The organism is Dyella sp. Tek66A03 (assembly GCF_052567735.1).
The window spans coordinates 1,271,251-1,283,997 of the sequence record NZ_CP199584.1 but is presented as its reverse complement, the minus strand read 5'-3'; the positions used below and the strand labels follow the sequence as shown (position 1 = coordinate 1,283,997).

Here is a 12,747-nt window from a genome sequence, read left to right as displayed (position 1 = left end):
TTACGCGTCCGATATGCGGCGCCCAGCAGGAGTTTCAATCCATGGCGGTGGTGGTTAGTCCGATGTTATGCAGCGTGAAGCAGGCTCTTTCCGGTGGCATCGAAGCCGGCAACACCGTGACCGTGCGCGGCTGGGTCCGCACCCGGCGCGATTCGAAGGCGGGCCTGTCCTTCGTCAATGTGAGCGATGGTTCCTGCTTCGATCCGATTCAGGCGGTGGTTACCGACCAGGCCCCCAATTACGAAAGCGAAGTGAAGCATCTCACCGCCGGCGCTGGCGTGATCGTCACCGGCATCCTGGTGGCCTCGCAGGGCAAGGGCCAGCGTTTCGAGATTCAGGCCAACGAAGTAACGGTCACCGGCTTCGTCGACGATCCGGAAACCTACCCGATCCAGCCCAAGCAGCATTCGATGGAGTTCCTGCGCGAAGTGGCGCATCTGCGTCCGCGCACCAACCTGTTCGGCGCCGTGACCCGAGTGCGCCACACCATGATGACGGCGATCCATCGCTGGCTCACCGAACAGGGCTTCTTCTGGATCAACACACCGATCATCACCACGTCCGATGCCGAGGGCGCGGGCGACATGTTCCGCCTGTCCACCCTGGACCTGGCCAACTTGCCGCGCACGGAAAACGGCAAGATCGATTTCCGCAAGGATTTCTTCGGGCGCGAAGCGTTTCTCACCGTGTCCGGCCAGCTCAATGTCGAGGCCTATTGCCTGGCGATGAGCAAGGTCTACACCTTCGGCCCCACCTTCCGCGCCGAAAACTCCAACACGCCGCGCCATCTGGCCGAGTTCTGGATGGTGGAACCGGAAATCGCGTTCGCCAACCTGCACGACAACGCCGACTGCGCCGAGGGCTTCCTCAAGGCGATCTTCAAGGCGGTGCTGGACGAGCGCCAGGATGACATGGCGTTTTTTGCCGAGCGCGTGCAGCCCGACGCGATCAGCCGTCTGGAAGCATTCATCGCGCAGCCGTTCGAACGCATCGACTACACCGACGCCATCGAGATCCTGAAAAAGTCCGGCCAGAAGTTCGAATTCCCGGTCGCCTGGGGTATCGACCTGCAGACCGAGCACGAGCGCTATCTCGCCGAGAAACACATCGGCCGTCCGGTGGTGGTGATGAACTACCCCGAGCAGATCAAGGCCTTCTACATGCGCCTCAACGACGACGGTAAGACCGTCGCCGCCATGGACGTGCTGGCCCCAGGCATCGGCGAGATCATCGGTGGTGCGCAGCGTGAGGAGCGCCTGGACTATCTCGACCGCCGCATGGCCCAGTTCGGCCTCGATCCGGCCACCTACGGCTGGTATCGTGATCTTCGCCGTTATGGCACCGTGCCGCACGCAGGCTTCGGCCTCGGTTTCGAGCGCTTGCTGGTCTATGTGTGCGGCCTATCCAATATTCGCGACGCCATCCCCTACCCGCGTGCCGCGGGGACGGCCGAATTCTGACCCACACGAATCGCCTTATGCATTATCGCCTCCCTGTCGCCACTGCTTTCATCGTTTTCGTCCTGCTGCTGGTGAGCGGCTGCCATAGCGTGAAAACGCTGGTGCCGCCCAACCTGAGGCCGCCGGAGAACAACCGCAGCAGTCTCGATGCGGCCAAGACCGAATTGCAGACGGCGACGCCGTGCTGCACGACGTTTGCGGACTTCTCGTTCGAGAACGCCCTGCCCTGGCAACCGAAGAAGTTCGTGCTGGGGCCGGGCAGCCTGGTCGGCAATCTCAATGGCGAGCGCAGTTATTTCCTCAGCTTCAGCCTACCGCGCGAAGCCCAGCTTCCCTACCACGTCGCGTTCAAGTCCGAGTTGAATGGCCGCTGGCTGCGCTCCAGCTACCTGTTCGCGCCCACCGTGGTGGTGCTCGACGAAGCCTTCCAGCCGATCAGCTCGCAAGATGTCGGCTTGTGCGAACACATGGGCTGGACGGACGAAACTTCCGGCGCCTTCGGCAGTGTGGAAATCACCGACAAGCGTGCGCGTTACCTGGTCCTGTACAGCTCGGCCAAGCAACAGGCCAGTAACACCTACTGGGAACAATCGCCGGCATCCTTCTCGGCCGAAGCACCGGTGAAAATGGCTGCCGCCGGCAGCTTCAAAGTGCCGCACGGACCGGATGGCGCGGTCTGGATCGGGCTGATGAACAACGCGTTCAAGGATGCCGTGAACAATGCCATCTGCGGCAAGCCCGAACAGGGCAACGGCGTGCTCAACACGCTGCGCGATTCCCTTCCCGTGCCGGGATGGGGGAGCTCCAGCAGCAAGAGTACCGATGCCAAGAACAATGGCGCGACGTCCAGCGATGGCGCGTCATCGGCATCGAACGCCGGTGCCGGCAAAAGCTGATCTCCTGAATTTTAAAAACCGACTACTGAAGACAGGCGCGGCATGATCGAGATCTACCTAACGTTACTGGTTGCTGGCGTCGTCAGCTTTGTGCTGCACTTCGTGGCGCAGTACCGAGTCGCTTCGCTGTTGCGCCACAAGCATCCACAGCAATGGCTAATCATCGCCGAGGAGGACGGGCGCCCGACGACAGCGTGGCGCACGTGGTTGCGGCTGCAACTCGCGCTGCGCTCACCGGTGCTGCCGGCGCTGGATGACGACGGCATCACCCGCTGGCGACGCCTGTGGCGCTATTGTCCGTGGGTGGCCTGGCTGTGCTGGTTCAGCGCGCTCGCCATGCAATGGGCTGCACGCTAGGGGCTGCATCTTAGGGATGGTCTGATCCATCTCCACTTCCACTTTTCGAGGGGGCTCACCATGTTGCTCGACCTGAGTGGGCGTCACGCCCTCGTCTGCGGCGCATCTCAAGGTATCGGCCATGCAAGCGCCATAGAACTGGCCGAGCTTGGCGCGAGCGTGACCCTGCTAGCACGTTCCGCCGACGCACTGAAGACAGCGGCCGAAGCCCTCCCCCGCAAGCACGGCCAACACCATCGCTGGTTTGCGGTGGACATGCTGCAGACGGACAAGCTGCGCATCGCCGTAACCGACATCGTCGCCGACCATCCGGCACAGATCCTGATCAACAACACCGGCGGCCCGCCGGGCGGCCTCGCCCACACGGCAGAGACAGCCGCCTTCGAGACCGCGTTTCGCCAGCAATTGCTGGCCGGCCAGACCCTGGTGCAAGCACTGTTACCAGGCATGCGAGCGGCCAGCTATGGGCGCATTGTCAATGTGATCTCCGCCTCGGTGAAGGAACCGATCGCCGGCCTGGGCGTATCCAACACGGTGCGGGCCGCGGTGGCGGCCTGGGCCAAAACGCTTTCGGGCGAACTGGCAGCCGATGGCATCACGGTCAACAACGTCCTGCCCGGCTACACCCGGACGGCCCGGCTGGATGGTCTGCTCGCTGCGCAAGCAGGGAGCAGCGGACGCACCGAAGATGAAGTGGCGCAAGCCATGCTTGCCACGGTGCCGGCACGACGCTTCGGCAAGGCCTCGGAAGTGGCGGCCGTGATCGCGTTTCTGTCGACGCCTGCTGCTGCCTACGTGAACGGGGTAAGCATCGCCGTGGACGGCGGCCGTACACGCTCGCTGAGCTGACTTCGGGGACACGCGTACGGCGGCGTCCGGTGCATTTGTCGGGCACAGGCTCTAAGCTTCCACCGATGCCAAACCTGCGCCTCGCCAACCTGATCGACGGTCGCCTGCAGGCGCCACGTGATTCGCGCTGGCTCGATGTATTCGAGCCAGCCACCGGCCAAGTATTCGCGCAATGCCCGGACTCGTCTGCGGATGACGTTGCCGATGCCGTAGCCGCTGCCCAACGCGCCGCGCCAGGCTGGAGTGCGACGCCGGCCGAGCAGCGCGCCCGACTGCTGCATCGGCTCGCCGACCTGATCGAAGCGCGCCTGGAAGACTTCGTGGCACTGGAGTCGCGCGACAGCGGCAAGCCACTGAGCCTTGCCCGTAACCTCGACATTCCCCGCGCGGTCTCCAATCTCCGTTACTTCGCCGCTGCCATCGTGCCGTGGAGCAGCGAATCGCATGCGATGGAAGTCGGGGCGATCAATTACACGCTGCGCCAGCCACTCGGTGTGGTGGGCTGCATCAGTCCGTGGAACCTGCCGCTGTACCTGTTCACCTGGAAGATCGCGCCAGCCCTGGCTGCCGGCAACGCCGTGGTGGCCAAGCCATCAGAGATCACGCCCTGCACGGCCGCCCTGCTCGGCGAGCTGAGCATCGAAGCGGGCTTGCCTGCCGGCGTGTTGAACATCGTGCACGGCCGTGGCCCCAGCGTGGGCCAGGCCATCGTCGAGCACACTGGCGTCAAGGCGGTGTCGTTCACTGGCAGCACGCGCACCGGGGCACAAATTGCCACCGTTGCCGCGCCGCAGTTCAAGAAGCTGTCGCTGGAACTGGGCGGCAAGAACCCCGCCGTCGTGTTCGAGGACACCGATCTCAACGATGCCCAGCTGGACACCATCGTCCGCTCGGGCTTCGCCAATCAGGGCGAGATCTGCCTGTGCGGCTCACGCCTGCTGGTGCAACGTTCCATCTACGAAACGTTCCGCGAGCGCTACCTGGCGCGCGTGAAGGCACTGCGCGTGGGCGATCCCAACGACGGCGACACCGACCTTGGTGCGCTGGTTTCGCAGGAACACTTCGACAAGGTCATGGGCTGCATTGCCCAGGCGCGCAACGAAGGCGGTCGCGTGTCCTGCGGCGGCGAAGTCGTGAACGTGGCGGGCCGCTGTGCCGATGGCTGGTTCGTGGAACCCACCGTGATCGAAGGCCTGGATGGCCAGGCCACCACCAATCAACACGAGATTTTCGGACCGGTAGTCAGCCTTATTCCATTCGACGATGAAGCCGACGCGCTGGCCATCGCCAATGGGACCGGCTACGGCCTGGCCGCTTCGGTGTGGACGCGCGACCTTTCCCGTGCACATCGCTTTGGTGCCCAACTCGACTTCGGCATCGTGTGGATCAACTGCTGGCTGCTGCGCGATTTGCGCACGCCGTTTGGCGGCACGAAGCAATCCGGCCTAGGCCGCGAAGGCGGCACGGAAGCGCTGCGTTTCTTCACCGAACCGAAAAATATCTGCATACGCTATTGAGAGCTGCGCCGTGAATAGTCCACTCCAGAAACTGCTCGACAGCAATCGCCAATGGTCAGCCGAAGTCCGCGCGCAGGATCCGCGCTTCTTCGAGCGACTCGCCCAGCAACAGGCACCGAAGTACCTGTGGATCGGTTGCTCCGATTCGCGCGTACCGGCCACCCAGATCGTGGACCTGCCGCCGGGTGACATCTTCGTCCAGCGCAACGTCGCCAACGTGGTGTCGCATACCGATCTCAACTGCCTCAGCACGATCCAGTTCGCGGTCGACGTGCTCAAGGTTGAGCACATCCTGGTGGTCGGCCATTACGGCTGCGGCGGTGTACAGGCGGTGCTCGATGAACGCCGCCTTGGCCTGGTCGACAACTGGCTGCGCCATGTGGGCGACGTGGCCCAGAAGCATTCCAGCATGCTTACGTCCATCGACTTGATGCATCTGCGCAATAGCCGCCTGTGCGAACTCAACGCGATCGAACAGGTCGTCAATGTCTGCCACACCACCATGGTAATGGATGCCTGGGAGCGCGGCCAGAAGCTGTCGGTGCACGCGTGGTGCTACAGCCTGTTCGACGGGCATGTGAACGATCTCGGCATGCATGTCAGCTCGCGCGAGCAGCTGTGGCCCGCCTACGAGGCGGCCCTGCAGCGCCTTGGCACGGTGCCCGAGTTCAACCGATGAGCGACGTCGTCCGCACCGAGCAGGCTCCGGCGCCGGTAGGTGCCTACCCGCATGCAAGACGCGTGGGCGACCTGCTGTTCCTGTCCGGCGCCGGACCGCGCACACCGGGCACCAATGCCATACCTGGCAACGTCCACGACGCGCACGGCAAGCTGGTCGACTACGACATTGAGGCGCAATGCCGCCAGGTATTCGCCAATGTGCGCGCCGTGCTCGAAGCCAGCGGCGCACGCTGGGAGGATCTGGTGGATGTGACGGTGTTTCTCACCGACATGACGCGCGACTTTGCCACCTACAATCGGCTCTATGCCGAGTATTTCGCCGGCGTGGACGCCTGTCGCACGACCTTGGGCATCACCGCCCTGCCCACGCCCATCGCGATCGAACTGAAGTGCATCGCCTCGTTGCCGCGTAGCGATCGCTAAGCCTTCGACCGACGCGATCTTGAAACCTCGGTGGTTGGCCACCGAGGTTCCGCGCAGCCACGCTTTACGACGACGGACCGGTCGTTACCGGCGGCAAGGTCGCCTTGCCCGACTTCTTGCCGGACGACTTGCCACCCTTGGCTGTACCGGGCTGGCCGCTGATCTGGGTGGGCTTGTGACCCTTCTTGTGATGCTTGGTAGAAGAGCCGGCCGGTTGGGCAGGAGCCGGCTTGGTCGCGGGCGCAGCCTGGGGGGCTGCATTCTGAGCCAGCACGGAACCAGAGAGAGCAACACCCGCCACAAGCAGGGAAGCGATCGCGAACTTACGCATCATGATGAGCCTCGAGCTGTCATGCCGCGGACCCGGCCGGAACCCGACAACACGGGTGGCGCGACGGCTAAAACATGGCATGTTTCGCGACGCATCGAAACCGGTGTTTTCAACATGCGCGGGAACTTTCCGTACCTGCGTATATTGACTTTCCGACTCCCTAACATCGTTCGAATATTCTTGCGTCAGGCTACACACAGGCGCAGCAGCTGTTCGATGCTGGCCTGTAGCACCGACGCCTTCGCCTCGTCATACGCGAAGCTGTCTTCGTCCATGTAATTGAGCTGGGCAAGCTCCAGCTGCACGGCATGAACGCCGCGGTCCGGACGACCGTAATGGCGCGTGATATAGCCGCCCTTGAAGCGTCCGTTGACGACGAAGCTGTAGCGGGACTGGCCTTGCAGCAAGGCTTGCAACTGCTCCTGTAGCGCGGCTCCGCAGCTCGCACCGTCCGCCGTACCCAGGTTGAAATCCGGCAACTGGCCATCGAACAGCATGGGCACGCGACTGCGGATGGAATGCCCTTCCCACAGCACCACGCGCCCGTGTTCGGCGCGCAGCCTTTCAAGTTCTTGCGACAAGGCGTCGTGGTACGGACGCCAGAACTCATTCACCCGCCGTTGAATTTCAGCGGCCGTCGGCTCGTCACCGTCGCGATAAAGCGATTCGCCATGGAAACCGATGGTGGATACCAGACCTGTCTCGCGACGCCCCGGGTACAAGGCCTGACCGTCAGCTGGACGATTGAGATCGACCACGTAGCGCGACGCCACCGGCTTCAACACGCTTGCGCCCAAGGCCGTGGCCAAGGGCTCGTACAGGCGCCCGACATGCCAATCGGTATCCACCGACCGCCGCGCCGTGGGAAGCATGCGCTCGGCAATCGCCTCGGGAATCGCACTGCCGTCGTGCGGCAGGCTGATCAACAGCGGCGCGGTGCCGCGATGCAGGGTGTAGTTGCTCATCTTGGGAGTCTAGCTTGCAAGGCCCAAACAGGCTCTTAAGACATCAGCACCAGTTCTTCGGCTGAGCTGGGATGAATGGCGACCGTGTCGTCCAGGTCGCGTTTGCGCAAGCCCAACTTCATCGCCACCGCAAAGCCTTGCAACATTTCGTCCGCGCCTGCACCCAAGGCATGAATACCGACCACACGCTCGTCGTCACCCACGCACAGGATCTTCATGACCGAGATGGCGCCATGCCCTGTCAGCGCCCACTGCATGGGCGTAAAGCGACTGCGATACACGTGTAGCCGGTCACCATGAAACTCACGCGCCTGGGCCTCGGTCAGCCCGACCATGGCCAGCGGTGGCTCGGCGAACACCACGCTCGGCACGTTCGTGTAATCAAGCCGGCTCTGCGGCTGCCCGCCGAACAGGCGATCTGCCAGGCGACGCCCCGCCGCAACCGCCACCGGCGTCAGTTCCTCGCGGCCGGTGACGTCGCCCACCGCGCAAATGCCAGGAATATTGGTGTTCTGCCAGTCATCGGTAACCACATGACCCATGTCGTTGACGTGCACGCCCGCCGCATCCAGATCGAGGCGGTCACTATTGGGCACGCGCCCCACGGCCCAGAGCACGGCGTCATAGGGCCCGCACTCGCCGTTGACGGCATCGTCCAGCACGATGCCATCGTTCCCATGATGGAGTCCGGCGACCTTCAGTTGATGCGAGATGCTGATGCCTTGTCCGCGCATGCTCTCTTCCAGCGCATCGACCAGCTCGGCATCGAAGTCCAGCAGCAGGCGGTTGCGCACGTGCAACGAGACTTCGCTGCCCAGCGCCCGCAAGAGTCCAGCAAACTCCACGGCGATATAGCCACCGCCGACCACGGCAATACGCCGCGGCAGGGTTCGCAGCGCGAAGATGTCGTCGGACACCAGCCCCAAGTCGAAGCCGGGCACATCCAGTCGCCGGGGGCGCCCGCCGGTGGCTATTACGATCTGCGTGGCGCGCAGCTCATTGCCGCAGGAGGTAGCCACCGTATCGGTCGATACGAAGCGACCGGTTTCGGCGAACACCTGGATGCCCGCCTCGGCAAGGCGAGTGGCATAGCGATGCCGAATGCCGTCGATATAGTTCTGACGCAGTTGACGGAAGTGCTCCCAGTCGAGCGGCCCGGGCACGGAGGCAAAGCCATAATCCACGGCCAGCCGTTGTTCCTGCGCCAGTTGCGCGGCATACCATAGTGCCTTCTTGGGCACGCAGCCGACGTTGACGCAGGTGCCGCCGAGCGCACCCGGCTCGAGCATCGCCACGCGCGCGCCATGATGGGCAGCACGGAACGCCGTGGCCAAGCCGCCCGAGCCTCCGCCCAGTACGATCAGATCAAAGCTATCGGCCATGCCTGTCTCCTGGAAGAGGCATACGGATTAGGCACCGAATCGTGCCGGTGCATAGGGCGCGGGGTCGATCGACACGTCGTTGCCGCCAAGCATGGCCGCCACCAGTTCGCCCGTCGCTGCCGACATGCTTACGCCGAGCATGCCGTGAGCCGTCGCCAGGGTGAGATTGGACCAGCGCGTGCTCGGTCCGATGATCGGCACTTCGTCCACGCTCATCGGCCGCCAGCCCCACCATTCTTCCAGCAGCTGCGGTCCTTCCGGCTCCTGCAGCCCCTGGGCCGCGCCACGACGCAAGGCTTCCAGACGCTTACGGTTGAGCCCTTCCGAATAGCCCGAGAATTCCATGGTGCTGCCCAAGCGGTAACCGCTCTCCCAGGTGGTGACGCATACGGCCGCCTCACGCAGCACCAGGGCATGGCGCGGCGCATGCACGGGGCGCGTATAGGTCAGCGAATAGCCCTTGCCGGGCTGCATGGGCAACTGCAGGCCGAGCTGCTTGCCAAGCAAGGGCGACCACGCGCCAAGCGCCATCACCACGCGGTCACCACGAAAAACGCCGCGGGTGGTGCGGACGAAGTCGATGCGCCCGTCCCGCGTACCAAAATGATCGATGCGCGCACCCGCTTCGATCGAACCGCCCAGCTCCGCTACGCGGCGCGCCAGTTCCGCGGCGTAACGGTCCGGGCGCAGGCGCGCGTCGCCCGGATGGAACAACCCGCCTGCCACGCCTGGTTTCAACGCCGGCTCCATGGCCTCTACCTCATCGCCACGCAGCCGCTGCACTTCAACGCCAAGTCGATCGAGTACCCGCGCGTGATGTTGCTCGTCGCCTTGCAGCGCCTGCGCCGTGCGATACGCATACAGCACGCCGCCCTCGCCAAACTCGCAATCGAGTCCCTCGTCGCGGATCAGGCCGGGCAGCAGGGCGCGGGAGCGCAGCAGGATGGCCGCGCGCGCACGGGCCGCGTGCTCGAAGTCATGCCAGTTGCAGTGCCGGGCGAAGCCCAGCATCCAACGCAGGCGCGGGCCATCGAAGCGAGGGTTGAGGTAGAGCGGCGCGTCGGATCGAAGCATGGAACGCAAGGCCACGCCCAGCACGCCGGGCATCGCCAGCGGCGCGGCATGACTGGGGGTGATCGTTCCACAATTGCCGTGCGAACTGCCGCAGCCCGGGGTACCCTGCTCCAAAATGCGCACGGTAGCTCCGGACTTCAGCAGGTAGTAGGCACAGGCCAGGCCGATAACACCGCCGCCAAGAATCAGCACATCACTGCGTGAAGCATCCATGAAACTATTGTAGCGTCCGAAGTGCCCGACCCTAACCCCAAGGGAAGCAGAGCGATGGAATCGTCTGTTAAGAAGTCCGGCTCGGTGATGTATCTATGGCGTACGGCGGCTGCCTTCGCCTTGTTTCTGGCCCTGGCCATGGTGGCGGGGCGATCGATGGCAACCCCCCCAGTGTCGGCATCATCGGCGCCCGACGTATCGCGCGACCTGTTTACCGAAACGGCCCATATCAAGAACGATCTCGCGCGCTATCTCTATCTGCGGGAGGCGATACCGCAGCTTCAGCAAAGGGATCGCCTGATCGACCAGCAGTTGCTGGCCACCGTTGAAGACGAATTGGGGCTGTACAACGAGGCTATCAACGATTTCCCGTTCGATAACCGAGTACAGACGCGCGTACCGATGCCGCCGCCCACCGATTGGCAGCCCGCCGACGCCGCCGGCGAGATCGTCAAGCTCGCGGCCAACCGGCGCATCGTGATGATCAACGAGGCACACCATGACGCTCACACGCGCGAACTGACGCTTGCGCTCCTGCCGCTGCTGCGTGCGCAAGGATTCAACTACTTTGCGGCAGAGGCGCTGAGCCACAGCGATACCGAGCTGATGAAGCGCGGCTACCCCATCAGCACCAGCGGCAGCGAGTATCTGCATGAGCCGCTCTACGGCGAGATCATCCGCGAGGCGATTCGGCTGGGCTTCGTGGTGGTGGCCTATGACACGGACGCGGAGAAGCTGGCCGACCGCGAAATGGGACAGGCCAACCAGCTTTATCTAAAAGTGTTCGCCAAGGACCCCAAGGCTCGCCTGTTCGTCCATGCGGGTTATGCGCATATCGACAAGGCAGCCGGCAATCTGGGTGACGACGTGAAACCGATGGCGATGCAGTTGAAGCAGCTGTCCGGATTCGATCCTCTGTCGATCGATCAGACGCGCTGGCGGGACATCGGCCCGATGCCGAACTCCGACCCCTACAACCAGTTAATGGCCCAATTCCCGGTCGACCGCCCCTCGGTACTCATCAACCGGCAAAACGGCGGCGTGTGGACCTCCGACCCGGCCCGGCATGACGTTGACGTGGTGTTGCCGAAAGCCGGCCATCAACGTCGCCCCCACTGGCTGGCTCTTGGGGACACTCGGGAGACGCGGGTGATGACCAGCGACATCTGCGCCCGCCAGCTGCCCTGCGTCGTCGAGGCCCGCTACGCCAATGAGTCCGACGATGCCATCGCGGTCGACCGCTATGTCTTCCTGACCGACAACAGCATGAACACGCTTTACCTGAAACCGGGCCAGTACGTGCTGCGCGCCTGGGACAGGGAGGGGCGCACCACCGCTAAACGCAACTTGACCGTCGACAAACCGGGCTCATAAGTCGCTGAGACCACTGCTCACGTACTGACTCACGACTTTCCTCCAAATTATTGATTTGCTAGCATCCTCTCTGCCGTAGCCCAGGGGATGCTCGTGAATTTGGACGCTATCGATCCGTCCTTACGCCCGCCAGTACGCTGGCGCATGGCGCGTCATCTGCTGCTGGTCGCGACGATCCTGCTGCTGGCGGCTTGTTCCAGCGCCCCGCGCAAGCCGCAAGCCACCTTCAAGGACTCCCGTTCAGCGCTGGCCGACCTGCCGGCCCGGGGTCCTGCAGCCAATACCGGCACGGCGAACGATGTGCTGTTCCGTGCCATCGCCCTGGTGGGAACGCCCTATCGCTGGGGCGGCAATACGCCCGACGGCGGTTTCGACTGCAGCGGCCTGGTCGACTACATCTATCGCAACGCGGCGGGCCTGATGCTCCCGCATAGCTCACGCGAGATGTCCGCCATGGACGGGCGCAAGGTGCCGCAAATGACCGACCTGGTCAGCGGCGACCTGGTGTTCTTCGGAGGCAGCGGGGGCATCAGCCACGTGGGCGTCTATGTGGGCAAGGGCCGTTTCGTGCATGCGCCCAACAGCGGCGGTACGGTACGCCTGGACGATATCGACGGTCCCTACTGGCGCGATCACTTCGCCTTCGGCAAGCGTCTGCTCGACTGATTCCGTATCCCCTGTATCCAGGCGGTAGATACAGCCTATCGGTTCGATTGGAAAATTGAATTGTACACAATTTAATTTTGCACATAGGATGCATCGCATGAAACGGAAGCCCACCCCTGATCACCTGCTACTGGACCAGCAACTGTGTTTTGCGCTGTACGCCGCCTCGCGCTCCATCACTGGGATTTACCGCCCCCTGCTGGAAGCTTTGGGGCTGACCTACCCGCAATACCTGGTGATGCTGGTGCTATGGGAGCAGGACGGCCTCACCGTCCGTGAACTAGGTCAGCGCCTACAGTTGGATTCGGGAACGCTCACGCCGTTGCTGAAGCGGCTGCAATCGGCAGGCTTAGTCGGTCGCCAACGCCGCACCGACGACGAGCGTGCAGTGGATATCCGTCTCACCCCGGCCGGGCGCGCTCTGCGCGAGCAGGCCAGCGATATACCCGCATGCATGGCGCAGCGGCTGCAGCTCTCACTCGACCAGATGCAGCGCCTGCGTGATGAATTGAAGCGACTCACCCAGCACGCCCAAACCCCCACCATCGAGGATTAACCC

14 protein-coding genes are annotated in these 12,747 nt (G+C 63.5%); 10 read left to right on the top strand and 4 right to left on the bottom strand.

Annotated features, from left to right (window positions below):
- Positions 1-41: 41 nt before the first annotated feature.
- The 7 genes from asnS (at position 42) to ACT01B_RS05675 (ending at position 6,183) form a co-directional block, all read left to right on the top strand.
- Positions 42-1,460, top strand: coding sequence for an asparagine--tRNA ligase (asnS, locus tag ACT01B_RS05705; protein WP_445146408.1), 1,419 nt, complete (start codon positions 42-44; stop codon positions 1,458-1,460).
- A 17-nt stretch (positions 1,461-1,477) separates the two neighbouring features.
- Positions 1,478-2,356, top strand: a complete 879-nt coding sequence (locus ACT01B_RS05700) for a hypothetical protein (RefSeq protein WP_445146407.1) — start codon at positions 1,478-1,480, stop codon at positions 2,354-2,356.
- 42 nt (positions 2,357-2,398) lie between these two features.
- A complete protein-coding gene (locus tag ACT01B_RS05695; RefSeq protein ID WP_445146406.1) occupies positions 2,399-2,713 on the top strand; it encodes a hypothetical protein in 315 nt (104 codons plus the stop codon).
- A 60-nt stretch (positions 2,714-2,773) separates the two neighbouring features.
- A complete protein-coding gene (locus ACT01B_RS05690) occupies positions 2,774-3,562 on the top strand; it encodes an SDR family NAD(P)-dependent oxidoreductase (protein WP_445146405.1) in 789 nt (262 codons plus the stop codon).
- 65 nt (positions 3,563-3,627) lie between these two features.
- On the top strand, positions 3,628-5,079 hold the full coding sequence (locus ACT01B_RS05685) for an aldehyde dehydrogenase (protein WP_445146404.1): 1,452 nt from the start codon (positions 3,628-3,630) through the stop codon (positions 5,077-5,079).
- A gap of 10 nt (positions 5,080-5,089) precedes the next feature.
- Positions 5,090-5,758, top strand: a complete 669-nt coding sequence (gene can, locus ACT01B_RS05680) for a carbonate dehydratase (protein WP_445146403.1) — start codon at positions 5,090-5,092, stop codon at positions 5,756-5,758.
- Complete coding sequence (locus ACT01B_RS05675; protein WP_445146402.1) at positions 5,755-6,183, top strand: RidA family protein; 429 nt, start codon at positions 5,755-5,757, stop codon at positions 6,181-6,183. The genes can and ACT01B_RS05675 overlap by 4 nt, the downstream gene beginning before the upstream one ends.
- A 64-nt stretch (positions 6,184-6,247) precedes the next feature.
- Here the strand turns inward: ACT01B_RS05675 and ACT01B_RS05670 are convergent, their stop codons facing one another.
- From ACT01B_RS05670 to ACT01B_RS05655, 4 genes are all read right to left on the bottom strand, one after another.
- Positions 6,248-6,517: a hypothetical protein gene (locus tag ACT01B_RS05670; protein WP_445146401.1), complete on the bottom strand. Its 270-nt coding sequence runs from the start codon at positions 6,515-6,517 to the stop codon at positions 6,248-6,250.
- 182 nt (positions 6,518-6,699) lie between these two features.
- Positions 6,700-7,479 (bottom strand): N-formylglutamate deformylase, encoded by a 780-nt coding sequence (hutG, locus tag ACT01B_RS05665; protein WP_445146400.1) that lies wholly within the window; start codon positions 7,477-7,479, stop codon positions 6,700-6,702.
- A gap of 35 nt (positions 7,480-7,514) precedes the next feature.
- Positions 7,515-8,861 (bottom strand): glutathione-disulfide reductase, encoded by a 1,347-nt coding sequence (gene gorA, locus ACT01B_RS05660; RefSeq protein WP_445146399.1) that lies wholly within the window; start codon positions 8,859-8,861, stop codon positions 7,515-7,517.
- Between the two features lie 27 nt (positions 8,862-8,888).
- A complete protein-coding gene (locus ACT01B_RS05655) occupies positions 8,889-10,148 on the bottom strand; it encodes an NAD(P)/FAD-dependent oxidoreductase (protein WP_445146398.1) in 1,260 nt (419 codons plus the stop codon).
- A 21-nt stretch (positions 10,149-10,169) separates the two neighbouring features.
- Here ACT01B_RS05655 and ACT01B_RS05650 point away from each other — a divergent pair, with 21 nt between their 5' ends.
- The 3 genes from ACT01B_RS05650 (at position 10,170) to ACT01B_RS05640 (ending at position 12,744) form a co-directional block, all read left to right on the top strand.
- Entirely contained in the window at positions 10,170-11,522 is a 1,353-nt protein-coding gene (locus tag ACT01B_RS05650; RefSeq protein ID WP_445146397.1) for a hypothetical protein, read from the top strand.
- Between the two features lie 144 nt (positions 11,523-11,666).
- Entirely contained in the window at positions 11,667-12,188 is a 522-nt protein-coding gene (locus ACT01B_RS05645; RefSeq protein WP_445147433.1) for a C40 family peptidase, read from the top strand.
- Between the two features lie 97 nt (positions 12,189-12,285).
- A complete protein-coding gene (locus tag ACT01B_RS05640) occupies positions 12,286-12,744 on the top strand; it encodes a MarR family winged helix-turn-helix transcriptional regulator (RefSeq protein WP_445146396.1) in 459 nt (152 codons plus the stop codon).
- Positions 12,745-12,747 lie beyond the last annotated feature (3 nt).

Bases quoted from the DNA above. Each gene is read 5' to 3' on its own strand.
- ACT01B_RS05670 (WP_445146401.1), bottom strand. From the start codon at position 6,517: ATGATGCGTAAGTTCGCGATCGCTTCCCTGCTTGTGGCGGGTGTTGCT.
- ACT01B_RS05685 (WP_445146404.1), top strand. From the start codon at position 3,628: ATGCCAAACCTGCGCCTCGCCAACCTGATCGACGGTCGCCTGCAGGCG.
- ACT01B_RS05690 (WP_445146405.1), top strand. From the start codon at position 2,774: ATGTTGCTCGACCTGAGTGGGCGTCACGCCCTCGTCTGCGGCGCATCT.
- ACT01B_RS05700 (WP_445146407.1), top strand. From the start codon at position 1,478: ATGCATTATCGCCTCCCTGTCGCCACTGCTTTCATCGTTTTCGTCCTG.
- hutG (WP_445146400.1), bottom strand. From the start codon at position 7,479: ATGAGCAACTACACCCTGCATCGCGGCACCGCGCCGCTGTTGATCAGC.
- ACT01B_RS05695 (WP_445146406.1), top strand. From the start codon at position 2,399: ATGATCGAGATCTACCTAACGTTACTGGTTGCTGGCGTCGTCAGCTTT.
- gorA (WP_445146399.1), bottom strand. From the start codon at position 8,861: ATGGCCGATAGCTTTGATCTGATCGTACTGGGCGGAGGCTCGGGCGGC.
- asnS (WP_445146408.1), top strand. From the start codon at position 42: ATGGCGGTGGTGGTTAGTCCGATGTTATGCAGCGTGAAGCAGGCTCTT.
- ACT01B_RS05645 (WP_445147433.1), top strand. From the start codon at position 11,667: ATGGCGCGTCATCTGCTGCTGGTCGCGACGATCCTGCTGCTGGCGGCT.
- ACT01B_RS05655 (WP_445146398.1), bottom strand. From the start codon at position 10,148: ATGGATGCTTCACGCAGTGATGTGCTGATTCTTGGCGGCGGTGTTATC.
- ACT01B_RS05675 (WP_445146402.1), top strand. From the start codon at position 5,755: ATGAGCGACGTCGTCCGCACCGAGCAGGCTCCGGCGCCGGTAGGTGCC.
- ACT01B_RS05640 (WP_445146396.1), top strand. From the start codon at position 12,286: ATGAAACGGAAGCCCACCCCTGATCACCTGCTACTGGACCAGCAACTG.